This window comes from Brevundimonas vesicularis (assembly GCF_044807075.1).
Lineage (GTDB): Bacteria > Pseudomonadota > Alphaproteobacteria > Caulobacterales > Caulobacteraceae > Brevundimonas > Brevundimonas vesicularis_G.
Map to the genome: position 1 here is coordinate 2,999,506 of NZ_CP085234.1, position 25,415 is coordinate 3,024,920.

General features: G+C 68.4%; 33 protein-coding genes. 7 read left to right on the plus strand and 26 right to left on the minus strand.

The window, feature by feature from the left end; all coding sequences use genetic code 11:
• Window positions 1-3: 3 nt before the first annotated feature.
• From LG306_RS15010 to LG306_RS15020, 3 genes are all read right to left on the minus strand, one after another.
• Window positions 4-423: an NlpC/P60 family protein gene (locus LG306_RS15010; protein WP_404416162.1), complete on the minus strand. Its 420-nt coding sequence runs from the start codon at window positions 421-423 to the stop codon at window positions 4-6.
• Window positions 424-641: 218 nt separating this feature from the next.
• Window positions 642-1,328, minus strand: coding sequence for a DUF2163 domain-containing protein (locus tag LG306_RS15015; RefSeq protein ID WP_404416165.1), 687 nt, complete (start codon window positions 1,326-1,328; stop codon window positions 642-644).
• Between the two features lie 3 nt (window positions 1,329-1,331).
• The gene (locus tag LG306_RS15020; RefSeq protein WP_404416167.1) at window positions 1,332-1,946 is read right to left on the minus strand and encodes a TIGR02217 family protein; all 615 of its coding nucleotides are present in this window, start codon (window positions 1,944-1,946) and stop codon (window positions 1,332-1,334) included.
• An 84-nt stretch (window positions 1,947-2,030) separates the two neighbouring features.
• Between LG306_RS15020 and LG306_RS15025 the strand changes: the two genes are divergently transcribed.
• Both LG306_RS15025 and LG306_RS15030 read left to right on the plus strand, forming a co-directional pair.
• The gene (locus tag LG306_RS15025) at window positions 2,031-2,678 is read left to right on the plus strand and encodes a DUF805 domain-containing protein (RefSeq protein ID WP_404416170.1); all 648 of its coding nucleotides are present in this window, start codon (window positions 2,031-2,033) and stop codon (window positions 2,676-2,678) included.
• A 78-nt stretch (window positions 2,679-2,756) separates the two neighbouring features.
• On the plus strand, window positions 2,757-3,458 hold the full coding sequence (locus LG306_RS15030) for a DUF805 domain-containing protein (RefSeq protein ID WP_404416173.1): 702 nt from the start codon (window positions 2,757-2,759) through the stop codon (window positions 3,456-3,458).
• 53 nt (window positions 3,459-3,511) lie between these two features.
• On the opposite strand, the gene LG306_RS15035 is transcribed toward LG306_RS15030, so the two are convergent.
• The 8 genes from LG306_RS15035 to LG306_RS15070 form a co-directional block, all read right to left on the minus strand.
• Window positions 3,512-4,036, minus strand: a complete 525-nt coding sequence (locus LG306_RS15035) for a phage tail tape measure protein (RefSeq protein WP_404416176.1) — start codon at window positions 4,034-4,036, stop codon at window positions 3,512-3,514.
• Window positions 4,026-4,202 carry a phage tail assembly chaperone gene (locus LG306_RS15040; RefSeq protein ID WP_404416179.1) on the minus strand — a complete coding sequence of 59 codons (177 nt, stop codon included), beginning with the start codon at window positions 4,200-4,202 and terminating at the stop codon, window positions 4,026-4,028. Before LG306_RS15040 ends, LG306_RS15035 begins: the two co-directional genes overlap by 11 nt.
• Entirely contained in the window at window positions 4,199-4,477 is a 279-nt protein-coding gene (locus LG306_RS15045) for a GTA-gp10 family protein (RefSeq protein ID WP_404416182.1), read from the minus strand. Before LG306_RS15045 ends, LG306_RS15040 begins: the two co-directional genes overlap by 4 nt.
• On the minus strand, window positions 4,474-4,884 hold the full coding sequence (locus LG306_RS15050; protein ID WP_404416185.1) for a phage major tail protein, TP901-1 family: 411 nt from the start codon (window positions 4,882-4,884) through the stop codon (window positions 4,474-4,476). The genes LG306_RS15045 and LG306_RS15050 overlap by 4 nt, the downstream gene beginning before the upstream one ends.
• A gap of 164 nt (window positions 4,885-5,048) precedes the next feature.
• Entirely contained in the window at window positions 5,049-5,462 is a 414-nt protein-coding gene (locus LG306_RS15055; RefSeq protein ID WP_404416188.1) for a DUF3168 domain-containing protein, read from the minus strand.
• Window positions 5,459-5,755: a phage head-tail adapter protein gene (locus LG306_RS15060; RefSeq protein WP_404416191.1), complete on the minus strand. Its 297-nt coding sequence runs from the start codon at window positions 5,753-5,755 to the stop codon at window positions 5,459-5,461. The genes LG306_RS15055 and LG306_RS15060 overlap by 4 nt, the downstream gene beginning before the upstream one ends.
• Window positions 5,752-6,015 (minus strand): head-tail connector protein, encoded by a 264-nt coding sequence (locus tag LG306_RS15065; RefSeq protein ID WP_066624542.1) that lies wholly within the window; start codon window positions 6,013-6,015, stop codon window positions 5,752-5,754. The genes LG306_RS15060 and LG306_RS15065 overlap by 4 nt, the downstream gene beginning before the upstream one ends.
• Before the next feature lie 177 nt (window positions 6,016-6,192).
• On the minus strand, window positions 6,193-7,419 hold the full coding sequence (locus LG306_RS15070; RefSeq protein ID WP_404416195.1) for a phage major capsid protein: 1,227 nt from the start codon (window positions 7,417-7,419) through the stop codon (window positions 6,193-6,195).
• A gap of 166 nt (window positions 7,420-7,585) precedes the next feature.
• Here LG306_RS15070 and LG306_RS15075 point away from each other — a divergent pair, with 166 nt between their 5' ends.
• A complete protein-coding gene (locus LG306_RS15075; RefSeq protein WP_404416197.1) occupies window positions 7,586-7,912 on the plus strand; it encodes a hypothetical protein in 327 nt (108 codons plus the stop codon).
• Window positions 7,913-7,918: 6 nt separating this feature from the next.
• Window positions 7,919-8,734, plus strand: a complete 816-nt coding sequence (locus LG306_RS15080) for a hypothetical protein (RefSeq protein WP_404416199.1) — start codon at window positions 7,919-7,921, stop codon at window positions 8,732-8,734.
• A gap of 115 nt (window positions 8,735-8,849) precedes the next feature.
• Here LG306_RS15080 and LG306_RS15085 read toward each other — a convergent pair whose 3' ends face one another.
• From LG306_RS15085 to LG306_RS15135, 11 genes are all read right to left on the minus strand, one after another.
• A complete protein-coding gene (locus LG306_RS15085; protein ID WP_404416202.1) occupies window positions 8,850-9,725 on the minus strand; it encodes a hypothetical protein in 876 nt (291 codons plus the stop codon).
• Between the two features lie 57 nt (window positions 9,726-9,782).
• Complete coding sequence (locus tag LG306_RS15090) at window positions 9,783-10,235, minus strand: HK97 family phage prohead protease (protein ID WP_404416205.1); 453 nt, start codon at window positions 10,233-10,235, stop codon at window positions 9,783-9,785.
• A 14-nt stretch (window positions 10,236-10,249) separates the two neighbouring features.
• The gene (locus LG306_RS15095; RefSeq protein WP_295196260.1) at window positions 10,250-10,483 is read right to left on the minus strand and encodes a hypothetical protein; all 234 of its coding nucleotides are present in this window, start codon (window positions 10,481-10,483) and stop codon (window positions 10,250-10,252) included.
• The gene (locus tag LG306_RS15100; RefSeq protein WP_404416208.1) at window positions 10,480-11,652 is read right to left on the minus strand and encodes a phage portal protein; all 1,173 of its coding nucleotides are present in this window, start codon (window positions 11,650-11,652) and stop codon (window positions 10,480-10,482) included. The genes LG306_RS15095 and LG306_RS15100 overlap by 4 nt, the downstream gene beginning before the upstream one ends.
• A 106-nt stretch (window positions 11,653-11,758) precedes the next feature.
• Window positions 11,759-12,844 carry an acyltransferase family protein gene (locus LG306_RS15105; RefSeq protein ID WP_404416211.1) on the minus strand — a complete coding sequence of 362 codons (1,086 nt, stop codon included), beginning with the start codon at window positions 12,842-12,844 and terminating at the stop codon, window positions 11,759-11,761.
• Between the two features lie 38 nt (window positions 12,845-12,882).
• Complete coding sequence (locus LG306_RS15110) at window positions 12,883-13,317, minus strand: SGNH/GDSL hydrolase family protein (RefSeq protein WP_404416214.1); 435 nt, start codon at window positions 13,315-13,317, stop codon at window positions 12,883-12,885.
• Window positions 13,215-13,940, minus strand: a complete 726-nt coding sequence (locus tag LG306_RS15115; RefSeq protein WP_404416216.1) for a hypothetical protein — start codon at window positions 13,938-13,940, stop codon at window positions 13,215-13,217. The genes LG306_RS15110 and LG306_RS15115 overlap by 103 nt, the downstream gene beginning before the upstream one ends.
• Window positions 13,941-14,008: 68 nt before the next feature.
• Window positions 14,009-14,296, minus strand: a complete 288-nt coding sequence (locus LG306_RS15120) for a hypothetical protein (RefSeq protein WP_404416219.1) — start codon at window positions 14,294-14,296, stop codon at window positions 14,009-14,011.
• 189 nt (window positions 14,297-14,485) lie between these two features.
• Complete coding sequence (locus tag LG306_RS15125; protein ID WP_404416222.1) at window positions 14,486-15,604, minus strand: DNA-packaging protein; 1,119 nt, start codon at window positions 15,602-15,604, stop codon at window positions 14,486-14,488.
• A gap of 25 nt (window positions 15,605-15,629) precedes the next feature.
• Window positions 15,630-16,070 carry a hypothetical protein gene (locus LG306_RS15130; RefSeq protein ID WP_404416224.1) on the minus strand — a complete coding sequence of 147 codons (441 nt, stop codon included), beginning with the start codon at window positions 16,068-16,070 and terminating at the stop codon, window positions 15,630-15,632.
• A 116-nt stretch (window positions 16,071-16,186) separates the two neighbouring features.
• On the minus strand, window positions 16,187-16,648 hold the full coding sequence (locus LG306_RS15135; protein ID WP_045810456.1) for a YcgN family cysteine cluster protein: 462 nt from the start codon (window positions 16,646-16,648) through the stop codon (window positions 16,187-16,189).
• A gap of 168 nt (window positions 16,649-16,816) precedes the next feature.
• Between LG306_RS15135 and LG306_RS15140 the strand changes: the two genes are divergently transcribed.
• A complete protein-coding gene (locus tag LG306_RS15140; RefSeq protein WP_404419748.1) occupies window positions 16,817-17,080 on the plus strand; it encodes an endonuclease domain-containing protein in 264 nt (87 codons plus the stop codon).
• 152 nt (window positions 17,081-17,232) lie between these two features.
• On the opposite strand, the gene LG306_RS15145 is transcribed toward LG306_RS15140, so the two are convergent.
• From LG306_RS15145 to LG306_RS15155, 3 genes are read right to left on the minus strand one after another with little or no spacing between them, the layout of a single operon-like run.
• A complete protein-coding gene (locus LG306_RS15145) occupies window positions 17,233-17,571 on the minus strand; it encodes a multidrug efflux SMR transporter (RefSeq protein WP_137721041.1) in 339 nt (112 codons plus the stop codon).
• Window positions 17,568-18,143, minus strand: a complete 576-nt coding sequence (locus LG306_RS15150) for a TetR/AcrR family transcriptional regulator (RefSeq protein WP_404416227.1) — start codon at window positions 18,141-18,143, stop codon at window positions 17,568-17,570. The genes LG306_RS15145 and LG306_RS15150 overlap by 4 nt, the downstream gene beginning before the upstream one ends.
• Before the next feature lie 53 nt (window positions 18,144-18,196).
• Complete coding sequence (locus LG306_RS15155; RefSeq protein ID WP_404416230.1) at window positions 18,197-18,784, minus strand: hypothetical protein; 588 nt, start codon at window positions 18,782-18,784, stop codon at window positions 18,197-18,199.
• A 103-nt stretch (window positions 18,785-18,887) separates the two neighbouring features.
• Between LG306_RS15155 and LG306_RS15160 the strand changes: the two genes are divergently transcribed.
• Together LG306_RS15160 and LG306_RS15165 are read left to right on the plus strand one after the other, a co-directional pair.
• Window positions 18,888-20,801 carry an ABC-F family ATP-binding cassette domain-containing protein gene (locus LG306_RS15160; protein ID WP_404416233.1) on the plus strand — a complete coding sequence of 638 codons (1,914 nt, stop codon included), beginning with the start codon at window positions 18,888-18,890 and terminating at the stop codon, window positions 20,799-20,801.
• Window positions 20,802-21,028: 227 nt separating this feature from the next.
• Window positions 21,029-21,997 (plus strand): alpha/beta hydrolase, encoded by a 969-nt coding sequence (locus LG306_RS15165; protein WP_404416237.1) that lies wholly within the window; start codon window positions 21,029-21,031, stop codon window positions 21,995-21,997.
• Here LG306_RS15165 and LG306_RS15170 read toward each other — a convergent pair.
• Complete coding sequence (locus tag LG306_RS15170; protein ID WP_404416240.1) at window positions 21,994-24,867, minus strand: PAS domain S-box protein; 2,874 nt, start codon at window positions 24,865-24,867, stop codon at window positions 21,994-21,996. The two genes, LG306_RS15165 and LG306_RS15170, sit on opposite strands and share 4 nt — an antisense overlap.
• Window positions 24,868-25,415 lie beyond the last annotated feature (548 nt).

Consider the following 25,415-nt stretch of genomic DNA (forward strand, 5'->3'; position numbering starts at 1 on the left):
CTTTTAAACTCCGTCATCCTCGGTCAACGAGGCGGCGCACGCCGCCGAGGCCGAACCGGGGACAGGAAACCGGAACACGGCCGCCAGCCGCCTTCGCCACCACACGCCCATCCAGCTCTCGACCACCGCCCGTCCCCAATAGGCATGGATCATCCTCGGCTCCGGTCCGTCGACGTCGCTCAGGATGGCGCAGTGCTTCACCGCCGCCCCAGGCGACATCCGAAACAGCAACACGTCGCCCGCCCGCATCTGATCGACCGCAACCGGCCGCATCCACCGCCCCGCCGCCTCCAGCAGCATCTCGCGCCCGCCGACCTCGGCCCAGTCGGCCGAATAGGCTGGCAAGACCTCAGGCTCCTCGCCTGCCACCTCGCGCCACACCCCCCGCACCAGACCCAGACAGTCCGCGCCCATGCCCTTCACACTGGCCTGATGCCGATAGGGCGTGCCGAGCCAGGACTGAGCGGCGGCGACGACCGCAAAACCCTCTCCCTCCCCCCGCGGGGGAGGGTGGTCGAGCCGTAGGCGAGACCGGGTGGGGGCGGCCCGGCATTCCGTGTTCGATCGCCCTGCCGTCCCCACCCGATCGCTTCGCGACCACCCTCCCCATTCCGGGGAGGGAGACATCGTCGCCCTACCCCTCACCGCCGGCTCCCGCCGTCGTTTCGCGCACTTCCGGCCGGATAAGCCGTCAGGAAATCATCCCCCGGCACATCCGGAAATCCGCGAAAGTTCGCGCCATTCCCGAACGTCCCGACGCAGGTCTCCCACCGCTTGTCGCAGACCCGCCCCGCCGGCTCCGCGACCCCGCACCTCTGGTCCCCCAGCCGCGCATCGCACATCCGCCCATAGGTCCGCCCGACCACCCGCTCCAGCTTCGACAGCGGACCCTCAAGCTCGGTGACGAAGCCTCCTGCGCTCAAGCAGCCCGCAGGGCGATAGCGCGACAAAGAGCCCTGGCGCTGGATCTTCGCCAGCGTTCCCGCCCACAACCGCACCTTCAGATCCGGCCGCGCCCAGTCCACGCGCCACAGTTCGACCGTCGCCTTGTCGAACAGACCCGCCGCCACATCCGCTTCAGCGATCGCCGCATCGTCCAGCACGCCCGCCGCCGAAACCGACCCCGCCGCCAGCCCGACCGCGCTCTCTCCCGCCCCCGCCGTCCAACCGCTCGCCGCCCGGCAGACGACCCCGTCCACCACCAGGTCCCGGTCGTGATCGGTGAACCCCATCACCACGCCGTCGGCTCGCTCCAGCCGCCAGACATCGCACAGCGTCGCCGCCCCGCTCTCGATGCGGGCGGCCATCTCGTTCGGTATGTCGCGCATAGCTCAGACCCGAACCTCGATCAGCGGAACCGCCGCCATCCGTCCGGCCTCGAAGCTCTCCAGCGTCGTCTCGATCCGATCGGAATCGAACCGCACCGGCGTGTCGAACTGAAACCCCGCCGTCACACTGACACCCGCCCCCGGCGCGCGCTCCAGCGTCACCCGGCCGGTGGCGAAGTCGACCGCAAAGGACGTCGTCTCGACACCACCCAGCGCCATCCGCACCGATCCCTCGACCGGCTTGGCGATCGGCCGTTCCACATCGCCGTATCGCTTCACCAGCCCAAACGCCGTGCGCGTCCCATCCCCGACGCCCAGCACCTGATCCTCAGCCGAGACCACCCCGCCCGGCGCGCACGATTTGAAGTCGGCGAAGTCCTTGAACCGGAACCCGTACAGCCGCCCCCGCCGCGCCTCGAAGAAGGCGACCAGCTCGGCCATGTCGTCCAGCGACCTCAGGTTCGCCCCGATCAGATACCGCCTGCGCCCCAGCGCCCAGGGCGTGGACCGCCGCTCGAACCCCGACGCCAGGGTCGTGATCTCCGTCCGACGCTCCACCCCGCCGGTCGAGCCGAACGCCAGCCGCGCGGGCAGGCGCACCTCATGAAAGGCGCCCATGAACACTCTCCTGTTGTGCAATGCCGCCCGCCCGGTCCAAACCTTGGCGGCGGCGCTCAGGCCGCCTTCTCAGGACCACAGACCTTGCGCGGCGAAATTCTCAGCTACGATCCGACAACCGGCGACGGCCTGATCAGCGGCGATGACTTGCAGCGCTACATCTTCACCTCGACCGCCGCCGGTCTCGAACCCGGCCGCCGCGTCGACTTCGTGGTTCAGGACGACCAGGCCCTCAGCCTGATGGTCCTGCGCGACGGCCCTCTGCCGCCGCCCGTCTATGCGCCAGAGCCGGACTTGGGCCTGTGGGGCTATTTCGCCCGGTGCGTCACCGACCTCTACATCCAAGGCCACGGCCGGGCGCGGCGAAAGGAATACTGGTCCTTCGCCCTATTCCAGTTTCTGATCACGGTGATCGCCTTCATGCCGGTGATCGGCCTGGCCATCGCCGACGCCGAGATGGGCTATGACATGGAGGCCTGGGGCATGGCCTGGGTCTGCCTCGTCATCCTTGTCTATCTGGCTCTGGTGGCGCCCGGCATCGCCGTCACCATCCGGCGCTTTCACGATGTCGGCTTCAGCGGCTGGATGATCCTGATCGGTCTCATCCCCTACGTCGACGGGTTGTTCATCTTCATCGTCAGTCTGCTGCCGTCGCAGCCGGGCGTGAACGTCCACGGCGCGCCGCCCAAGGGGTCGCCCGCATTACAAACGCGACAGGATCGGCCAGCTTGACCTTTTCGGGTTGCTGGGATTGCACGGGTCGGCGATGTTGCCGCCGCGCCAGATCGGGCGCCAGTCATGGAGATCTCAGTGCGCGGTGAAATTCTCAGCTACGACGCCTCGACCGGCGTCGGTCTGATCAGCGGCGACGACGGCGCCCGTTACGACTTCACCTCGGCCGCGCTGCAATCGCCGGCCGTGCCCGCCGCCGGCGTTCGCGTCGACTTCGTCCCCGAAGGCGCCGCCGCCACCCAAATCCTGATCCTGGCGGGTTCGCCCACCACCACCGGCGTCGCCGGCGGCTACGCCAGCTCGACCTCGACCGCCGTCGCCGGCTTCGACTGGCAGAAGCTGTTCCTGTCCTTCGAGGGCCGCATCCGCCGCAGCCATTTCTGGATCGGCTGGCTGATCCTGCTGGGCGTCAACGTCGTCATCAGCTGGATCCCCTTCATCAATCTGCTGGGCATCGTGCTGATCTGGCCTAACCTGGCCATTTCGGTGAAGCGCCTGCACGACATGGGCAAGACCGGCTGGCTGATCGCCATCCCCTGGGTCGGCTCGGTCGTCGCCTTCTTCGCCGGCTTCGCCATGGTCATCGCCGCCGCCGTCGCCAACGGCTATTCGGAAGACTACTACGAGAGCAACCCGGCCGCCGTCTTCGCCCTGATGGGCCCGGCCTTCGGCCTGTTCGCCATCGCCGGTCTGCTGGGCCTGGCCTTCCTGTTGTGGATCGGCATCGCCGACAGCCAGAAGGGCGAGAACCGCTTCGGCCCAAACCCGAAGGGCGAATAGGCCTCATCGCCGATCGACCTCAGCGCCGCCCCGTCCTCGACGGGGCGGCGTTTTCACATCCGCCTGGCGCCCAGGCTGACGGCCCGCGCCAGCATCTGGGCGATCTGCGCCTCCGACCGCAGCAGGGCCGGCGCCCCGCCGTCCACCGCCACATTGACCGTCACGCCCCCGCCGCCGACCGGCCCGATCTCGCCGCCCGTCGTCGGCCGAAACACCTCCGGCCCGCGCTCGCCGACCAGATAGGCTGCACCGCCCAACACCGGCCCGCCGTCCGCCCGCGCCCCGCCGAAGCTGGACATCACCGACTGGATCGCCGCGCTCAGCCCGCCGCCGTTCGCGCCGGCCGCCGCATTGACCGCATTCAGCACCGCCCGCGCCAGTTCGGCCAGCGACACCTCCCCATCCGCCGCCGCCCGCGCCAGCGATCGCGTCAGACTGTCGCCGGCCCGCCCGAACGCCGCCTCGATGGCGTCGGCCGCCTCCCGCGCCGGGGCCTTCAGCGCCTCCAGCGCCGCCCCGGCTTCGGCCGCTCTCAGCGCGACCTGATCGATCCCATCCCGCCCGAACTCATCCGCCATCCGGCCAACCCTCCATCAATCGCGCCAGCCCCTCGCGTCCCAAAGGCCCCGTCCCACGCGGAACTTGCGTCAACAGCCGCCACTCCTTCAGCGACAGCCGCCAGAACGCCTCGGGCGCCACGCCCATCGTCGCCGCCAGCCGCAACATCTCGCCCCAGGGCGTCACCTGGCAGCCGCCGCGAACGCCTGCGCCACCGCGACCGCCGCCTCGCGCGGATCGACCGCCGCCACCTCCGGCTCGACCTCGCCGCCGCCGCGCAACACCGCTGCCAGCACGATCATCAGATCCCGCGCCGACAACGTCTTCATCCGCTCTGCGACCGCCGCCATCCCATCGACGCCCAGCCCCGTCTCGATCTCCGCCAGCGCCCCCAGCGTCAGACAGGCCCGACGCCGCGCGGCGCCCAAGATCACAGCCGCCTCGCCCCGCGCCCCGTTCATATCGCGCTGAACCCGATGGCCCCGGCGCTGGCCAGGCTCAGCGCAAAGGTCGCCTCGCCCTCGTGCTCGCCGGCGTATTCCAGCGCCGCCACCAGGAAAGGCCCCTCCAGCACGCCGAAGTCCGGCACGATCAGCCGCCACCGTTTCGCCGCCTGATCGAAGAAGGCCTCGCGCACCAGGGCGTCCGACGCCGCGTCGCGAAAGACGCCCTGCCCCGACACCGCCGCCGACTTGACGCCTGCGCCAGCCAGCAGCTCGCGCCACCGCCCAGCGCTGTCGCCGTCCGTCGCATCCACCGTCTTGGCGTTCAGCGAGATCGTCCGCGCCCTCAACCCCGCCACCGTCGTAAACGCGCCTGGCGCGTCCTCGATCTTCAGCAACATGTCCTTGCCGGCCTGTGCCGTCATTGCTCAATCCTCCCTCGTGAAGCGCAGCGAAACGGGGGAGGGGGACCACGAAGTGGTGGAGGGGGCGGACACGCATTCCGCCGCCTGATTTCCGCACCCGGTCAGCTTTCGCCCCCTCCACCATGCTGCGCATGGTCCCCCTCCCCCGCTGACGCGGAGGAGGATCAAATCTCTTCCGTGACCGCCCTCAGCCGCACCACCGCATAGGTCCGCCGTCCGTCGCCTGCGCGGAAGACGTCCGCAAACGTCGCCCTCAGCGTCGCCGTCCGCACCCCGTCGGCCTCCAGCACGGCCTCGTGCAGACAGGCCCGCACCGCCGCCGCCACCGCCTTCGCCTCTTGCGATCCCGCGAATCGCGACACGCCCGTCAGGGTCAGCTTCTGCTCGACCCCGCCCCCGTCGGCCGCCACCGGCCGGCTCTCGCACCGCCCGATCACCAGATGCGGAAACGCGGCGTCCTCCGGCGCCCCGAGAGCGGCGAAGTCGAACACTCGCCCGCCCAGCAGCGCCTGCACCGCCGCATCGCCCTTCAGAGCCGCCACGACCGCCTTCTGCAGCGCGCTCTCATGATCCCTCATCGCACACGCTCCAGATCCAGCTTCGCCCGCCCCGGCCGCACGTCCTCGACCGAGACAATCCGCCAGTCCGCCCCGCTGAACCTCAGCACGCGCCCGACCGCCAGCCGGGCGTCCGCCCGCGCCTCCGCGCCCATCGTCTCGACCGCCCGCCGCTGATCGCCCTCGCCGCGCTCCAGCCGCCGACGCGCCCCGCACTTCAGCCAGGCCGACCCGACCGCCTCGAACGACACGCTGCGCCCGCCATACGGCGTCTCGGCCTCCACCGGCTGGAACAGCCCCGCTAGAGTTCTCACAACCGCACCACGCGATAGGGCGCGATCCAGCCCTCCACCGGCTCGATCTCCACCGCCTCGCCCCGCTCATAGGCCCGCAGCACCAGCATCAGGATCGCCAGCCTCAGCGGCGCCGGAGAGGTGGACGTCAGGCTCAACCCGACATCCCCCTCCACCTTCGCCTGCGCCGCCGCGATCAGGGTCTGGATCAAGCCGTCCTCGACCTCGTGCTCGACCCTCAGAAACAGCTTCGCCTCCGCCACCGTCACCGGCTGCGCCATGGCAATCTCCATTGTCAGAAATTCCGTCTCCTCCCCATGCAATGGGGAGGGGGACCACGAAGTGGTGGAGGGGCTCTTTCCGCCGCACGGTTCGCGCGTTCAGAGCCCCTCCGTCACGGCGCGAAGACGCGCCGCGCCACCTCCCCATCGCTGCGCGACAGGGAGGAGACGACCGGATCAGCTTGCGCTGAACTTCATCACCTTGATCGCGTCGAAGTTCTGCACTCCGCCGCCCACGCGCTTGGTCGTGTAGAACAGCACATAGGGCTTGGCCGAATAGGGATCGCGCAGCACCCGCACCCCCGCCCGATCGACGATCAGATACCCCCGCTGGAAGTCCCCGAACGCGATCGACAGACTGTTCGCCGCCACGTCCGGCATGGTCTCGATCTCGGTCACCGGATAGCCGAGCAGGCTCGCCGTCTCGCCCAGCCGCGTCGCCGGCTGCCAGATATAGTTGCCGTCCGCATCCTTGAACTTGCGCACGGCCGAGACCGTCTTGCGGTTCATCACGAACCGGCCGTTCGGTCGGTACTGGGCCTTGGGCGCATAGATCAGGTCGATCAGGCGATCCGCCGGACTGGTCGCCGCAAAGCCGCCCGCCGCGCCCGAGGGGACATAGCCGATCTGACCCCAGGCCTGGCCCGCGTCCGCCACGGTCGGATAGGAAAGCAGCCCTTTGGGCTTGTTCACCCCGTCGCCGTTGATGAAGGCCTGGGTCTCCTGCGCCGCAAAGGCGTCCTCGACCTCGGCCGCCAGCCATTCGTCCAGATCGACCATGGCGTCGTCCAGCAACGCCTGCGTCGCCGCCGGGTTGGCGTAGAGATCCGCCGACGGAAACTCCAGCAGGGCCAGGGTCGCCGGGTCCGTCTCGGGCCGCGCGGCCGTCTCCGCCACCCAGCCGCAGGCCACGCCCGCCGTCGAGACCGGCTTTCTGAACACGCCGGCCGCCACGGTCCTGACCGTCGCGATCTCGCGCATCGGACTGGCCGCCATCAGACGCCGCTCGATGGCCCGCTCGGTCTCATAGGGCACGACATAGCCGCCCGAGGTCGCCCCGCCCGACAGGCCCGCCTTGACCTCCAGCGCGCCAGACTGGCCCGTCTTCAGATAGCCGTCCCACGCCGCTTTCGCCTCGGGCGCAGACGCCGGCTCGGCCGGTTCGCCGCCAATCGCCGGGCGACGGCTCTGGCTCATCACCCGGTCCAGCCGCGCCTGGGCCGAGGCGACCGCCTGGTCGATGCGCGCCACCTTCTCCTCCAGCAGCACATCGGCCGCCGCCTTCTTCTCGATCTCGCCCAGTCGGGCGTCATTCGCCCCTTTGAACGCCTCGAACGCCGCCATCATCTCGCGCACGACATCGCGCGCCTCGGGCTGGCCCGAAGCCTGTTTGGTCTCTTTCATGGTGTCTCCTGCTGAAACGATCCTCCCCCGCGATGCGGGGGAGGGGGACCGCCGAAGGCGGTGGAGGGGGCGGCCGCGTCTCGACCTTCCCATTTCGCGAGCGGCCGTCATCGGCCGCCCGAAACCTGTGATTGCGGCGGCTTCAGGCGACCGCTAGGCTCGCCTCATGCCCGCGCCGATCTTCGTCGAAGCCGATCTCTACAGCCCGCTGCTTCATGCCGCCGCGCTGATCCTTTTCGCCATCCTCTTCCCGCCCGGCACGCTTTCAGCAGGGCCACGACGTGTGGCCCGCTGGCCATGGGCGGCGGCCATCGGCCTTCCGGTCATCGTCTACACGATTGCCGATATCGTGCTGACCGCCCTGCATCGCGGCGCCGAGGCTGAGGGCGAAAGCGGCCTGCCCTACCGCGCGGCGCAGATCGCCATACTCGTCCTGATCGTCGGCATCGTGGTTTTGATGCTGCGTCGCAACGCTGCATCCAAGTCGTCCTAACGCCCCATGTCCCACCTGACGCCCCTCGAAAGCGCCGTCATGGACGCCATGATCTGGCAGATGGGCGACAGCGTGCCGGATCTCCGCGCCCAGGTCGCCGCAAGTTCGCCGGGCCTGCGTCGCAACACCGGCGCCGGCCTCTATTCCCAGATCGTCGTCGACGCGGACCGCGCGACCGCCAACCCGGACGCCACCGGCCTGTTCGGCACCGTCCATGCCATGGTCGCCGGCCTGCCCGACCCCGTCGGCTTCCAGATCGAGCTGCGCCAGGGCCGGCTGACAGCCCTGCACGGCCAGAGCTACGGCCAGGACACCCGCGACATCGACTTCTCGACCACCGCCTTCGACGAGGTCTTCACCGTCGACGAAGGCGGCCGCTCGATCCTGTTCCGTCCCGCCCGGCGCGCGCCGGATCCGATCCCGCCCAGGCCAAAACCCGCCCGACCGGCCGCTGCACCCGCCGCCCAGGCCACGCCGAAAATTCAACCCAAACCCGCGTCCCAGCCGGCCTCAAAATCCTCTGATCACGCCCTGCCGTCCGCCGCCGCCTCGCCGGGCCTGGTCGAGATCATCGCCGGCCTGTCCAACCCCACGGCCTCGCGCGATGGCCAGCTGGCCCTGGTCTATCTGGGCGCCTATGCGCTGGCGGCCGTCTTCATCCTGTTCGCCCACCTGGTGCTGCACGTCGGCTGGATCTTCGGCCTGGTGCTCGCCGGCTGGGCCTTGCGCTATCTCCACGGCAAGAAGGGCCGCGCCCAGATGGCCACCCTCGCCGAAACCCTCGACCGCAACGGCGCCTTCCAGGCCCTCAAGCCAAACTGAACCGCGCCTCCGACGGCATCGGAACGTCACCGCCATTCTCGGCTATGATGGAGCGCCCACAACGGACGCCGCTAACGTCAGTTATGGGTGGAAAGCGGACAGCCGCCAACCTGCTTCAAGACCGGTTTGTCCCTCCGGAAGCGACCCGCTCCACTGTGTCGGTTCGCCGATCTTTCTCCGACACCCCATCAGGCTTTACCGTATCCAGCGTTGTTACGACCGTTCGCCGCGTCGGGTTCCCCGAAGCATCAACATCAAACGTGACCTCAACAGTTCCAGAGACAGTCTCTTTCGAACGTTCGCTGAAGGCGGCCTCGAACGTCACCGGATTCTGCGTAATTTCGCCGACGACCACGTCACTTTCGGCGCGCTCCCTGCGGACAGCGTCGGCATCGACCGCCAACCTCACAGAGTAGACCGCGCCGCCCGGCCCCTTGGATGTGAGAGACAAAATCCCGGAACCGACAGTTTGGGGATGCCGATAGGTTGCACCCTCCCGCAGATTGACGTTGAGCAGGTTGATGGCTGCAATATCGGCGATCACAGACTCCGGATCGCACTCGATGCGAAACGCATTCCAGGTAAAAATCCAGCGTCCGCACATGTCCCGCGACATCTCCGACGCCTTAAGCCAGCGGTCGACGCGTTCATCCAGCTCATCGCCATTCAGCAGCCGGATGGCGCCGTTTGATTGCTGGAGAATCCGCGCCGGAAATTTCCAGTCCCGGGCCCTATCCTCAGCGGTTGCGTCACTCGGTAGATCGAATTCCAACTCAAGCCCGGCGTTACTGACGGCGATCACCCGCTCCAGCAGAACGTCTTGTCCGCTTGAGCTACTGGAGGAGCCATCGCTACCCTGCTTGGAAGTCACATAGGAGATGATGACCTCATGCTCCTCACCCACTGCAGGATGGGGTTGGGGTGACAGTCCGAGTGCGGAGTTGGCTGTCAGCGAGGCTGTTAGCCCAGCGATAATCGCGAACCAGTTCATTCCAAGATCATGAACACCGTTCGTTTGGATGACAACGTCGGTCAGGGTCGAAAGCCGTCATTCGGTCACGACCCTGAACCGCGCGCCCGGCAGCATCGGAAACGTCACCAGCGACACCTCCCACAGCTCGACCGCGCTCAGCACCCTTAAGCGTCCCTGACGCCGGGCCCGGGCCGTGCGGTAGCCGATCGACAGCCCGTCCAGCGCCCCGGCCCGGCTCAGCGCCCCGGCGAACCGCGCCTCGGCCGACCAGTCCTCGATCCGGCCGCGCACGAACAGGCCGCGCGCATCCTCGACGATCTGTTCCCAGACCCCGACCGGCGCCCGCGCATCGTGCTGGTTCAGCATCCGCACCCCTGCCGCGCCCGTCTTGGCCAGACTGTCCGCAAACGCCCCCGCCTGCACCACGTCTCCGTTCAGATCCGCCACGCCCCACAGCGAGGCGTAGCCTTCGATTTGCAGGGGTGAGTGGTGAACTGTGACTCGTGAATGCGTCTGCCGAGTCACCACTCGCGATTCACCACTCACGCCCCGCCCTCCAACCTACGCTCGATCCGCTCCACGGCCGCCGCCGTCGCCTCGCCCTGGACCTCCAGCCGCGCCAACCGTTCGGCGACCAGCCTCTGTTCCCCGACCCTCTGCTCCAGCGTCGCGATCCGCGCTGCGGCGCCCCCGGCCCAGACCAGGCCGCCCACCGTCTGCACCACGACGGCGATCAGCAGCGCCGTCGGCACGCGCCGGATTTGATGTTCGGTCATGCCCCCATCCCCGCCATCCGCCGACGTTCCTCGTCCGTCAGGAAGCTCGCCGCCTCCAGCCGCGCCCACAACGCGTCCCGCTCGGGCTGCAGCGCCGAGACCGCATCCAGGTCCGCCCGGATTTCGCACCCCGCGAACCGCTCCCCCAGCCAACCCGTCATCGCCCCCGCCGCCTTCTTCACCAGCGGGATCACCGTCTGACGCCAGAAGGCCGCATTGGCCTCGCGATAGTTGGCGTAGGTCGCATCGCCGGGGATCCCCAGCAGCTGCGGCGGAACCCCGAACGCCAAAGCGATCTCGCGCGCCGCCGCATGTTTGCCCGCCGTGAAATCCATCTCCGCCGGCGTCAGGCTCAGCGGCTTCCAGTCCATCCCGCCCTCCAGCAGGATCGGCCGCCCGGCGTTGGTCGCCCCGGCATAGACGGTCGACAGCTGATCCTTCAGCGCCTCGAACTGCCCGTCCGTCAGCCGCTCGCCGTTCCTCGCCCCATAGATCAGCGCCCCCGACGGCCGCGCGGCATTGTCCAGCAAGGCCTTGTTCCAGGCGCCGGCCGCATTGTGCGCATCCACCCCTTGCGCCGCCGCCTCCAGCGGCGACAGCCCGTACCAGTCGTCCAGCGGGTGCCACAGCTTCAGGTGCATCACCGGCGCCCAGCCATCCGCCGCCCGCCCGATCCTCACCGACCGTCCGTCTACGGAATAATCCCACGCCTCGGGCCAGCCTGACCGGCCCGGAACCACCTTCACCCGATCCGACCGCAGCGCCCACAGCTCGTCCGGCGCCCCATCTCCATCCGCATCGCCGGTCGCCTCGACATAGGCGTTGCCCGACACCTGCAGCGCGCCATAGACCGCCTCCATCAGCTCCGCTCCCGACTGCTCGGGATTGGGCCGACGGATCAGTTTCGCCAGCGGATGCGCATCGTCGCGCGCCCCGTCCACGAACACCGCAAACGGCGCAGCCGCCGCCGCCTCGGCGATCATGCGAATGCAGCGATAGGCCACCGCATTCTTCTGATACCCCTCGCGCGCCAGGCTGGCGTAGTCGTTGGGCGTCCACCGCGGCCGCCCCACCCCCGACAAGGCGATCACCCCGCCCGCCCGGCTTTCCTTGCCCTCAGGCGCGCCCACGCGCCCCGCCTGACCGAACGGCCACCGGATCGAAACCATCGTGTCGACTTCCTTTTAGTTTCGTCATCCTCGGGCTTGTCCCGAGGACCCATACTCACGGTGCTCGCCGCTCAAGTCCGGTGTTTATGGATCCTAGGCACAAGGCCTAGGATGACGGCGTGTGAAACAAGGGGCGGTGTCTTGAAGGCGTCATCAGCCGCAACAGCGGCCGCTCGATCCAGACGTGGACGACCGCCCCCGCCGCCAGACTGGCGAGCACCGTCACCGCCACCACCGCATCCCCCGGCAGGGCCACCATCCCGCTCTCGAACATCCGCGCCAGCGCCCGGATGACTAGCACATGGACCAGATAGATCGAATAGGACGCATCCCCCATGAAGGTGGCCGCCCGCGCCAGCCGCCACGGCGCCCGGTCCGTCCGCTCCATCCGCACCACGCCGAACACCAGCAGGGCGCTGGGCAGCCCCCAGACCGCTGCCCGCCTCAACCCGTTCCACGGATCGTTCAGCGCGCGCACATCGTCGATGCCACCATAGCCGACCACCAGGCCCAGCCCGAACCCGAGCATCGCCAGACCGACCGCCCACAGCCCCGCCCGACCCGGCGCGAACCGCCACACCCAGGCGATCCCCACGCCCAGCAGGAACTCCAGAATGATCGGCGCGCCCCAGAACCTCAGGACCGGCGCCGCCACGACCAGCCCAGCCGCCTGCATCGCCGCATAGGTCCCGACCAGACCCCAGCCGACCCGCCGCCCGCCCGCTATCGCCAGCCCGAACCCGGCGTAGAACAGCATCTCGAAACACAGGGTCCATCCCGGCCCCAGCGCCGGAAACGTCATCTCCAGTCCGCTGAACGGCCAGAACAGAAACGTCGCCGCCGCCACGTCCGGGCTCAGCGTCCCGCCCCGCGCCATCCCGATCAGGATCGGCAGCGACAGCAGCCAATAGATCGGCGCCACCCGCCGAAACCGCCGCCACAGAAAGGCCCCGGCCGCGCCCACGCCCGTCTGACCCTGCGTCGTCGTGGCGATAATGAAGCCGCTGGTGACGAAGAACACGTCCACGCCCACGGCGCCGAAATTCTCCAGCGTCCCGCTGGCCAAATTACCGTGCGTAAGGGCCGTCTCCAGCCCCAGCCGCGTCCCGGCCAGATCCACGGCGTGCGTGACGACCACCGCCGTCGCCGCCGCGAACCGCAGCGCCTGCACCCCGAAGAACCGCTCCCCCATCCGCCACGGTTACCACCGCGCGAGAGCGCGCGACAACCTCAGATCATCACGCGTGCTCGCACAGCCTCGGCGATCCTCGCCTGGCCCGCCGCATTGGGATGGACGGAATCGAACATCAGCCCGCCGGCGAAACTGCCGCCGAACAGGGCCGTCCCGTCGATGGGCGCCGCCAGCCCTCGCGTCGCCGCCACCTCGAACACCGCGTCCCGCAACGCGGCTTGCGCGGCATAGCTCGCCTTGCCCTGGGACGGGTCCGACGGACATCCGGTCATCAGCAGCACGTCCCCCGTCGTCAGGCACCGATCCACCAACGTCCCCAGCCCGGCCTTGTAGGTCGCGACCGCCGTCCCCGCGTTCCAGTCGTTGATGGTCAGGCACACGACCGACAGATCGGGCGCCGCCGCCGGGATCGACCCATAGGCCCGGTACGGCTGATCCGTCGTGATCCAGTCCGCGATCCGTGCCCCGCCCATCCCGTATTGATCACCCGCGCCCGACGCACGTCCGACCGCCACGCGACCCCGCCCGCGATGAACACCGCCCCGCCCGAGGCCCAGCGCACGCTCACCGGCCCGGCTGTGTCGGGAAAGGCCACGGTCGTGACCTCCATCGACGCCGCCTTGGTGGTGCTTACCGTCGCCCGCACTGCGCCGTCCGTCTCGACCGTCAGCACCCCCAGCGCCGTATTGGTCACGGCCCACAGGTCGAACCGATCGACCGGCCCGTCCGGCTGAAAGCTCCACACGCCCGTCGACGACGCCGCGCCCGAGAACAGCTTGCCGCCCATCCCGGTCAGGGCGTTGACGCCCCACCCGGTGCCCAGGGTCACGCGCGGATCATAGGCGGGGTAACCCCCGCTCGCCCCATCCGCCGCCCCGGCGCCCGCGACCGACGCCGCCGAGGCCGGCAGGCCCCGCCCGCTCATCATCGCCGCCAGCCGTTCGGGCCAGGCGCCCGCCCGACCGTTCGGCGTCCAGCCGCCGGAGACCGCGCCATAGCCTTGGGTCACGCTGTCGCCGATGCACAGCAGCCGCGCCTCGCGCCCGCCCGCCTGCATGGCCCTGACCGCCGCCGACCAGACGGGCAGGTCGGGCACGGAGAACCGCGCCCTCCCCAAAACCCCACCCGGCGCCGCCCCCGCCGCTCCGATCTCGAGACCCGACATCAGTCGAAGGCCGCCACGATCTGCGTCGCCGTCGTCCCGGTCGCCAGCACCCGGCGCACCTGCACCGGCAACCACCCCACCGGATGGTTGGCTAAGGTCACGGCGTCCCCGTCCTCGGCCCCGACCGTCAGCACACGGACATTGCCCGCCCCGCCCACATACAGCGCCTTGGCGTAGGTCGTCAGATCGGCCGTATCGCTGGGCGTCACCGCCGCCGCGCGCCTCGCCGGCCCGCCCGCGTCGCGCCCATGGTTCAGCAATCCGTCCCGCTCGGGAATGGCCGGCATATCGTCTCTCCTGTCACAAAAATCTCCCTCCCCCGCGGGGGAGGGTGGCTGAGCCGCAGGCGAAGCCGGGTGGGGACGGCAAGGCGACCCATCACTAACCTCGCGCGATCAATCCGTGCGCCCCTGCCGGGCCGCCCCCACCCGGTCGCTTCGCGACCACCCTCCCCGCAACGGGGAGGGAAAGGTTCGTCACAATCCCCGCAATCGCGGTCCCGCCGACTGCGGCCCCAGCATCAGCCGCGTGATCGCCCACACCAGGGCGTCGGCGCGATCCGGGCTGGGTCCGCCCTCGCTGCCCAGCGCCAGCATCTCCTCCTCCAGCGCTGGGAAGGCGTCGCAGTGGACCACCCGCCCCTGTTCATAGAGCAGGGCCACCGGCTCGGCCCGCGCCGCCTTGGACCGCGAGGCGTGGACCATCTCGATCCGGCAAGGACACGCGCTGATGGCCAGAACCGAGCGCACCATGTCGCCGCCCTGATTGCTCTCGGCGACCACCTCGTGCGCGCCGAACTCGTGCGCCGCCGCGCTGACCGCCCCGCCCCAGCTCCGGGGCGAGCGTCCCTGCACCGTCCGGTCGGCCAGTACGAAGGCCTGGCGACCTTTTCGCCCCACGACCACGATGCCGCAGGCGTCTCCGGTGGCGGTCGCCGGCGGATCGACCGCCACGACGATCCGGTCCAGCTCCACCGGCCGCGCGCCCCTGGCCCGTTTCAGGTCCGCGATGCGGAACAGGGCACCCTCCCCCTCGACCACCACGCCTTCCAGTTCCTGCGCCGCCAGCCGCGTCCCGCCATAGACGTCGTTCAGATGCGCCAGAAAGCCGGGCGACAGGTTCTGCGCGTTCAGCGCCGTCGCCGCCCGTTCCGTCACCGTCCCCGCCTCGGCCATCAACCGCCTCAGCGCCGGGATCGGCCGGGGCGTCGTGGTCACCGCCAGCAGCGGCGAGGCCCCCAGCCGCAGTCCGAATCTCAGGTTCGACAGCACCATCTCCGGCCGTCGCCAGGCGCAGAACTCGTCCGCCCAGGCCGCATCAAACTGCGGCCCCCTCAGACTGTCGGGATCCTCGGCCGAGAACGCATAGGCCGCCGATTGATTGCCCCACACCAGCCGACGCCGCCCCGCTTCCCAACGCGGCCGGTCGCCCGGCTCCGCCAGCGCCTTGATCCCCGACGCCCCCTCCACCATCACCTCGCGCACGTCATGCAGGGCGGGTCCGACCAGGGCCAGGGTGATGCCGGGCAGCTCTCGCGCCATGATGTCGATCCAGACCGACCCGGCGAAGGTCTTTCCCGATCCCCGGCCGCCCAACAGCAGCCAGGTCTTCAGGTCGTCGTCAGTCGGCGGAAACTGATGCTTCGCCAGCCGACAGTGATTGCGATGCAGCCTTAGCCCGCGCTCTTTCAGCAGCTTCGGCGTTCTTCTCTTCCAGAATTCGATCAAGCCGCGCGTGTTCGACGACCAGTTCCTGTCGGATTCGCTCGTCCTCGGCGGGGTCGTAGGTTCGTCCACCCATCTCGTCCTCTTCGTTGTCGCTCAGGCACAGCAGTCGCATCGCCTCGACCGCCTTGGCCGCACGCGCGATCACCCCGATCTGGCGCGCGACCTTCTCGGCGACGGCGGCGTCCTTGACGTCCGTCTCGCAGACGCTCTTCGCCGTCTCTTCGATCTTGGCCTTCATCATCAGGAACAGGGGCTCCATCCACCCGGCGCAGGACGCAGCCGTTTCGTGCGCGCCGCCGGAGCCGCCCTCTTCGTCGTCCTGATTTCCCGTCATGCCCAAACCATAGCGGACCAGCGTCCTCAGGCCGGAAGAACGCCCACATAATTCTCTAATGGCTTGTTTTCGCAGCCTTTCAACCAGCGTCGTTGCGCTGGCTAGGGGGTGCTACCCTATCGTTCCCGGCCCCGTTCGACCGCCCATTCCGGCGCCTCGAAATCCAGCGCATCCTCCGGCTCGGCCAGCGACAGCTCCGAGATCGTCTGCCCCCGCACCGACACGCCCGCCGTATGCACCGTCTCGCGACTGCCCGAGATCAGATGATGCCATTTCGCCAGCGGCCGCCCCTCGTGCAGCCGGCGATAGGCGCACGACTTGGGCATCCACTCCAGCGCCTCGATATTGCCGGGCGTCAGCTTGATGCAGTCCGGCACCTGGGCCTTGCGGTTCGCATAGTCCGAACAGGCGCAGGCCTCGGGATCGAACAGCTTGCAATGCACCCGCGTCGGAATGACCTCCCCCGTGTCCTCGTCCTCGAACCGGATCACGCAGCACAGCCCGCACCCGTCGCACAGCCCCTCCCACTCGGACGGCGACATCTCGGCCAAAGTCTTGGTTTCCCAGTAGGGCGCCATCAGATCCTCCCCCGCCTGCGGGGGAGGGGGACCGCGAAGCGGTGGAGGGGGCGGACGCCGCACCACGCGCGACGCATCCCCTTGCCAAAAGCACAGCTTGTGATGGTGATACGCTCCATGAGAGCGCCGGTCCTTACCCAAAAACGCGCCAGAAGTCTCCGCCGGTCGATGTCTTTGCCGGAAGTCCTGATCTGGCAACGTATTCGAGGCCACGGCTTTCGTCGCCAGCACGCCCTCGGCCCCTTCATCCTGGACTTCTACCGCACCAAAGACCGCCTCTGCATCGAAATCGACGGTCAGCAGCACGACCTCGCCCGCGACGCCAGACGCGACGCCTGGCTTGCCGACAAGGATGTCCGCACGATCCGCATCCCCGCCACCGCCGTCCTGAACGACCCAGACGCCGTCGCCGAATTTATTCTATCCCTCTAGATCCTCCCCCGTTCACGGGGGAGGGGGACCGCGCTTAGCGTGGTGGAGGGGGCGGAAACGGACTGGGTGTGAAAAGGGTCGATGCGGCGCGCGCCTTCGCCCCCTCCACCGCTTCGCGGTCCCCCTCCCCCGCTTCGCAGGGGAGGATTCAATCAATGCCCGACCGTCTTGGAGAACAGGTTGATCACCACCACTCCGCCGACGATCATCGCCAGCCCGACCATCGCCGGCAGGTCCAGCCGCTGGCGGAACACCACCGTCCCGATCACCGAGATCAGCACCACCCCCAGCCCGCTCCAGATCGCATAGGCGATCCCCACCGGCATCTGCCTCAGGGCGATCGACAGCAGATAGAAGGCCAGGCCGTAGCAGACCGCCATCCCCGCCGTGGGCCAGGCCCGCGTGAACTGCTGCGAGGCCTGCAGCATCGTCGTGCCCGCCACTTCCAGCGCGATGGCGCCCAGCAACGCGGCCCACGTCACGAGACTCACGCGTCGTTCGCCGTGATCGAATGGCCGGGCGTCAGTAGCGACAGCGCCTGTCTCTGTTCCAACGACACCGCATGGGTGCCGAACAGGTCCGACATCCACAGCCCGTCTGCGATCAGCCTCAGCATCAGGGCGTCGTCCGCCCCGACCGGATCGCTGGGATCGTCCACCTTCACCTTGTCGATCCAGCCGTTCCAACGCTGCGCCAACGCCGGATCGATGGCGCAGGCGGCCATGATGACCCGACCGATGCTGACGTCCTGCGGCGTCACTGGCTCATTGACCGTCGCCCTCAGATAGGCCCGCGCATTCCGGCCATAGGGTTCGGGATCGCGCGCCGCCTCAGCCAGGATCGTGTCCGTATGCATCCGCCCCAGATGATCGACCATGCCTTCCAACAGCGCGATCTTGCTGGGGAAATGATGCAGCAAGGCGCCCTTGCTGACGCTCGTCCGCGCCGCCACCGCATCCAGCGTAAAGCCTGACGCACCCAGCTCGGCGGCGACCTCCAGCGCCTTTTCGATAATCTCGGCGCGGGTGTCGTCAGGCGCGCGACGGCGTGTGGTGCTATCCATCCGCGCTACATACCAACCGGACGGTAACTGTCAATCCATCGCCATGGCCAAGGTCAGCGCGGCGTCCGCCGTCGACTCCAGGCTACCCAGGCGACGCCGATGACCGACAGGAATATGCCCCCGAAGAACGCCCCCAACGCCGACAGGATGGTCACGAACATCCCGGTCATGAAGCCCTGCCCCACGGCGATCACGGCCTGCGGTCCATCACGGCCGTCGTAATCCCCCGACACGCGATAGGTCCCGGCCCTGTCGATGCGGAACGCCTGGATCGACTGCCCTTGGCGCCCGCCGAAAGTATAGGTCGAGCTGGCTCCTGGCGTCCGCGTCGGCACCGCCTTTCCATCCGCCGCCTGGACCTTCACCGCCAGTCCGCTCACGTCCTCGACGACATAGACCCGCCCATCGACGACGCTGCGGTATTCCAGAAACACCGTGTGGTCGCCCGGCTTCAAGGCCAGATCGCGGCCGCCCGGCACGACGATCTGCTCCAGCCCGTCGTCCAGCGCCGGCAGTTTCGTCGCCAGCAGCACGACCATCGCGACGATCCCGCAGATCGCCGGCAGCGCGGCCAGCAGATAGAAGATCCGCCCCGGCCTGCGTTCTGGCACGCCCCCGCGCCCGTTCGACGTCATATCCATCCCTGCATCCCCCGCGTGCAAACCGCGCACGAACTACACCGTGTCGGCCGCTAACCGTCAACGTCGATGGCGGTTGGCCTTCCCCTCCTCTATATGGCCGCCCATGGCAGCCAGACCCCCTCTCGTCGCACTCAAGGACGTCCGTCTTCAGGACGGCCAGCGCCCCCTCTTCGACGGCGTCGACCTTGCGGTCGAACCGCGCAGCCGCGCCGCCCTGGTGGGGCGCAACGGCGCGGGCAAGTCCACCCTGATGAAGGTCGTCATGGGCCTGATCGAGCCGGACAGCGGCGACCGCTCCATCCAGTCCGCCGTCCGCTTCGCCTATGTGCCGCAGGAGCCGGATCTCAGCCCCCCGCCTGGATGGGTGAAAAGTGCTAGTGAGCGCGAGGTGAGCGCAACGACATCCGCATCTTCCGCTCACCCCTTGCTCACTAGCACGCCTCGCTCTTGGACCCTGCTGGACTATGCGTCATCGGGCGAGGCGGAGACCTGGACGGCCGAAAGCTGGTTGGAGACCTTCGGCCTGAATCCGGCGAAGTCGACCCAAGGCCTGTCTGGCGGCGAAACCCGCCGCGCGGCCCTGGCCAAGGCCTTCGCCGAAGAACCCGACCTGCTGCTGCTGGACGAGCCGACCAACCACCTCGACATCCTGGCCATCGAACGGCTGGAGAACGAGCTGATCCAGGCCCGGTTCGCCCTGCTGGTCGTCAGCCACGATCGCGCCTTCCTGAACCGCGTCACCAACACCGTCCACTGGCTTGAGGGTCGCCGGGTCCGCACCCTGAACAAGGGCTTCGTCGAGTTCGACGAATGGTCCTCCAAGGTGCTGGAGGAAGAGGCCGAATCCCTGCGCCGCCTGACCAAGACCATCGAGCGCGAGACCGCCACCTTCTACTCCTCCATCACCGCCCGCCGCAGCCGCAACGAGGGCCGGGCGCGCTCGCTTCAGGCGCTTCGCGCCGAACGCGCCGAGAAGATGAAGGACGTGCCGCGCGAACTCTATCTCGGCGTCGATTCCGGCTCGACCTCGGGCAAGCTGGTCGCCGAGATCAAGCATGTCTCGAAGGGCTTCAACGGCCGCACCCTGTTCAAGGACCTGACCACCCGCATCATCCGCGGCGACCGTTTGGGCATCGTCGGTCCCAACGGCGCGGGCAAGACCACCCTGGTCAAGACCCTGCTGGGCGAACTGGCGCCCGACGAGGGCACGGTGCGCATGGGCGCGAACCTCGAGCCGGTCTATCTGGACCAGTCGCGCGAGGGGCTGAAGTCGGACATGACACTGTGGGACGCCCTGACGCCGGGCGGCGGCGACAGCATTCTGGTGCGCGGCGTGTCCAAACACGTCGCCGCCTACGCCAAGGACTTCCTGTTCTCCGAGGCCCAGCTTCGCCAACCGATCTCGACCCTGTCGGGCGGCGAGCGCAACCGCCTGCTGCTGGCCAGGGCGTTGGCCAAGCCGGCCAATATGCTGATCCTCGACGAACCGACCAACGACCTGGACATGGACACGTTGGACAAGCTGGAAGAGCTGCTGGAGGGCTATGACGGCACCCTGATCCTGGTCAGCCACGACCGCGACTTCATCGACCGGCTGTCCACCTCGACCTTGGCCCTGAACGGACGCGGCGACATCGTCGAGACCCCCGGCGGCTGGACCGACTTCATCCGCCAGAACCCCGGCTTCCTTCAGCCCGGCTCGAACCCCCGTCCCCAGGACAAGGCCGCCGCCCAGCGCGCCGCCGCGGCGCCCCCGCCCGCCGTCGCCCCCAAGAAGACCGCCAAACTCTCCTTCAAGGACGCCCACCGCCTGAAGGAGCTGGAAGCCCTGATCGATGCGTTGCCCGCGACCATCGCCAAACACGATGCGACCCTGGCCGACCCCGGCCTCTACGCCCGCGACCCCAAGGCCTTCGACGCCGCCATGAAGGCCGCCGAGAAAGCCCGCGCCGAGCTGGAATCCGCCGAACTGGAATGGCTGGAGCTGGAAGAGAAGAAGGCGGCCCTGGCCGGGTAATAGATTCATAGGGCTCATCGGATCGTCCGGTCAGCCATACCAGCCTGAGCCAACTTCAGATTCGTCATCCTCGCCCTTGTGGCGAGGATCCATAGACTCCGTCGAAGAAGCGATACGCCCCGTCAGACACCGAGCGTACGGATCCTAGGCACAAGGCCTAGGATGACGAAGTGTGAGAGAGGCAAGTCCCTCTTGAAACCAAACCCGCCGCCGCACACTCAAGCTTCATGACCCTGCGCAGCCACCTCGTCGAGTTCGCCCCGCCCCAGCAGGCGGCGGTGCGGCGGATCAACGCCGTCCTCGCGCGCGCGCCGCGTCTGCGCACCGACGGCTGGCGGATCGATGCGGGCCAGCGGCTTTCGCTGTGGCTGGACGCGGCCGCCGGGCGGGTCACCACGCCGCGTCTCAGGAAGCGCGGCGTGACGGTCGAGATCGTTCAGACGGACGGCGATCACCCCGTTCCTTTGCGCATCCTGCATCCGACGGGCACGCCGCGCGCCGTCATTCTGGACATCCACGGCGGCGGCTGGGTGCTGGGCAGCGCCGGGCTGAACGACCGGCTGAACGCCCATCTGGCGCATCACGGCTTCTGCGTCGTCTCGGTGGACTATCGCCTGCTGTCCGAACGGCGCCAGATCTATATCGACGCCGCCATCGCCGACTGTCTGGCCGCCGCCTATTGGACGGTCACGAATGTCGATCGACTGGGCGCCTCGACCCTGTTTCTGGCGGGCGAATCCGCCGGCGGGCATTTGGCCGCCCTGACCGCCGTCGCCCTGCGCGACCAGGGGCTGATCGATCTGGTGAAGGGCTGCGTCTTCACCTACGGCGTCTTTGATTTGTCGGGCACCGAAAGCGTGCGCTCTGCGGGACCAGAGACCCTGCTGTTCAACGGCCCGACGATGCAGGCCGATCTGGCCCGACTGGCGCCGGATCGCGACGAGGCGGCCTTACGCCAGCCCGACGTCTCACCGCTCTACGCCGACCTGACCGGCCTGCCGCCCGCCCTGTTCCTCGCCGGCGAACAGGACCCTCTGTTCGAGGACAGTCTGTTGATGGCCACGCGCTGGGGCGAAGCGTCGGGCGCCGACCTGATCCGCGTGCCCGAGACCCCGCACGGCTTCCTGCATTTCGGCGGCCCGGCCGCGCGTGGCGCCCGCAAGGCGATCCGCACCTGGCTGAACGCCCGGCTCTAGCTCGCTTCGATCAGCTCGCGGATCCGGCTGCCCAGCGCCTCCATGGCGAAGGGCTTGGTCATGACGTGCATGCCGGGATCCAGGTGCCCGTTGCCGACCACCGCATTCTCGGCATAGCCGGTGATGAACAGCACCTTCAGATCAGGCCGATCGATCCGCGCAGCATCGGCCATCTGACGCCCGTTCATCCCGCCCGGCAGACCCACGTCGGTGACCAACAGGTCGATCCGCGCGCCCGATTGCAGCAGCTTCAGCCCCGCCACGCCGTCGGACGCCTCGATGCACTGATAGCCCAGTTCATGCAGGATTTCGGCGACCAGCATCCGCACCGTCGGCTCGTCGTCCACGACCATGACCGTCTCGCCGGCCTGGGCGCGAGGGGCCTGTTCGACCTCGGGGATCAGATCGGCCTCGTCCACCTCGCCGAAGTGGCGCGGCAGATACAGGCACACCATCGCCCCCTCGCCCGCCTCGGAATAGATCCGCACCTGCCCGCCCGACTGGCGCACGAAGCCATAGATCATCGACAGGCCAAGGCCCGTCCCCTCGCCCAGCGGCTTGGTGGTGAAGAAGGGCTCGAACGCGCGCGCCGCCACCTCCGGCGCCATGCCCGTGCCGGTGTCGCTGACGCAGATGGAGACATATTGGCCCGGCTCCAGATCCTGGGCCTTGGCCGTGCGCGCGTCGATCCAGCGGTTGCCGGTCTCGATCGTCAGACGCCCCCCGCTCGGCATGGCGTCGCGCGCATTGATGCACAGGTTCAGCACCGCGTTTTCCAGCTGGTGCGCGTCGATCAGCACGGGCCACAGGCCGGCGCCGGCGACCACCTCGACCTCGATGCCCGGCCCTGTCGTGCGCCGCACCAGATCCTCCATGCCGCGGATCAGGCGGTTGGGATCGGTCGGCTTGGGATCCAGGGTCTGACGCCGCGAGAAGGCCAGCAGACGGTGCGTCAGGGCCGCCGCGCGTTTCGCCGCCCCCTGCGCCGCCACCGTGAACCGCTCCACCTCGGCATGACGCCCCTGCGCGATCCGGTTGGTGATCAGTTCCAGGCTGCCGCTGATGCCGGCCAACAGGTTGTTGAAGTCGTGGGCGATGCCGCCGGTCAGCTGTCCGACCGCCTCCATCTTCTGGCTCTGGCGCAGCGCCTCCTCGGCCTGCATCAGGGCGCTGGTGCGCTCGGCGACCTGTTCTTCCAGCGTCTCGTTGAACCGCGCCAATTCGGCCGACTGGCGGCGCAGGTCTTCGATGTCGGTGTTGGAGCCGACCCAGCGGGTGATCCGACCCTCTTCGTCGTGAACAGGCTCAGCCCGAATTCGGAAGGCGCGATAGACGCCGTCGTGACGCCGAACCCGGAACTCGGTCTCGTAGATTTGACCGCTGGCCAGCGCTGCCGACCATTCCGCCGTCGCCCGCTCCGCATCGTCAGGATGCAGATTGACCAGCCAGCCCTCCGGCCCGTCCAGATCGCCGGGCTTTGCGCCCGTATAGGCATAGACCTGGGGGTTGAACCAATACAGCGACCCGTCCGCCCAACTGGCCCAGATCTGGATCGGCGTGGCCTGGGCGAAGACCCGGAACTGGGCCTCGCTCTCGCGCAGGGCCGCCTCGCTTCGCGCGCGTTCGGTCGCCGAGCGCACCCGTTCCGCCACCTCTCGCATGAGCCGCAGGTCGCTGTCGGTGTAATGGCGCGGCGTCGCATGGTTGACGAACACCATCGCCACGACCCGCCCCTGTTCCATCAGCGGCATGTTGACGAACGACCCGGCGCTGATGGCCCTCAGCGCCTCGGCCGTATCCGCCGTGCGAGGATCGAGGGCGACGTCGTCGATCGCCACCGTCTCGCCGCGCTTGATGTCCTCGATATAGGACCCGTAGTCGCGGAACGACAGGACGCCGGCGATGCTGCTCACGCCCGGCTGGTTGAAGTCGCGCGCGATGGTGATGGTCTCGGCAACCGTGTCCACCGTCCCGTAACCCGCCCGGCTGACGCCCATGGTGCGGGCCAGAACCTGGGCCGAGGCCTGTGCGATGTCGCCGGCGTCGGTCAGGTCGCGGATCGCGTCGTTCAGCTCCAGCAGCGCGTTCTGACGCGTCTCGCTCTGCTTTCGCTCGGTGATGTTGTTGAACAGGATGGCGACCTGCCAGGCGCCCGGCTGGCCGATCCTCAGCGCCTGCACGTCATACCAGCGACCGAAGATGTCGGCCGGGTTCTCAAACCGGACCGGTTTGCCCGTGCGCGCCACCCCGCCGTAAAGCTCGAACCAGTGCCGTTCCAACCCCGGCGCAATCTCGCTGACCCATTTGCCGTACGGGTCGACCAGGCCGGTCATCTCCTCGAAGGCCTTGTTGCCCTCGACGATCCTGTAATCGACGGGACGATCGGCCGCGTCGAACTTCATCTCTATGACGCAGAAGCCCGTCGCCATCGCCTCGAACACGGCGCCGTATCGCGCTTCGCTCAGCGCCAGCGCCTGGTCCGCCCGATGGCGATCCGAGACGTCCATCCCTTGCACGAAGATGCCCCAGACCTGACCCTGGGCATCCTTCAGCGGCTGGTAGACGAAGTCGAGGTAACGCTCCACCACCTCGCCGCCCGGTTCGGCCTGAACGGCATAGCGCGCGCTTTCGGCCTGGTGCGGTTCGCCGGTGCGGTAAACCTGGTCCAGCAGATCCAGATACCCTTGCGCCACCGCATCGGGCAGCACCTCGGCCACCGTGCGCCCGACCACCTCGCGGTGGCCGATGACCTTCTGATAGTTCGGATTGGTCAACTCGAACCGGTGTTCCGGCCCGGTCAGCAGCGCCATGAACCCCGGCGCATGCGCGAACATCTGGACCAACTGGCTGCGATTGATACCGATAGACAAGGCGTGGTCAGACCCGGAGCTGGACAACGAATTCCCCCAAGGACTTTTGTCCGTCGTTCACAGAACCCAAAGCGCGCCGCACGGTTGCAACGCAATGTGTCCGACACCGAACATAAGCCTCTATCGCCGGGTTTCTGTGGACAAGGCAAGTCGCTGATCCGCAATCGCGAATTTGATCCGTCCACCGATGTTCACAGGCTTGTCCACCGCCGCCGGGCCAATGACGCACATCGGGGCGAGTTCGGACGCTTGCCTCATAGCCGGTTTCGTCCGAACGTCAACAGGCCAAGGGACACGGGGCAGCGGAAATCCAGGGAGACCTGGACCTCCAGCGAACCGGCCCGGCTCTCCGACCCGGCGCTTCGGGCGATCTTCGGATCGTAACGTGCGACAGGCGGGATCCAGGCTCCGGTCTTCGACGGTCTTCGGATCGACGGCAGACAGGAGAACCGGATCGGGATCGACGGACGACGCGGTCGCAAGACCGTGGGACGCCGAAGACCAGGAGCGCGACAGGATACAGCAGACCGCCCTTTCGGGTTCGCCCG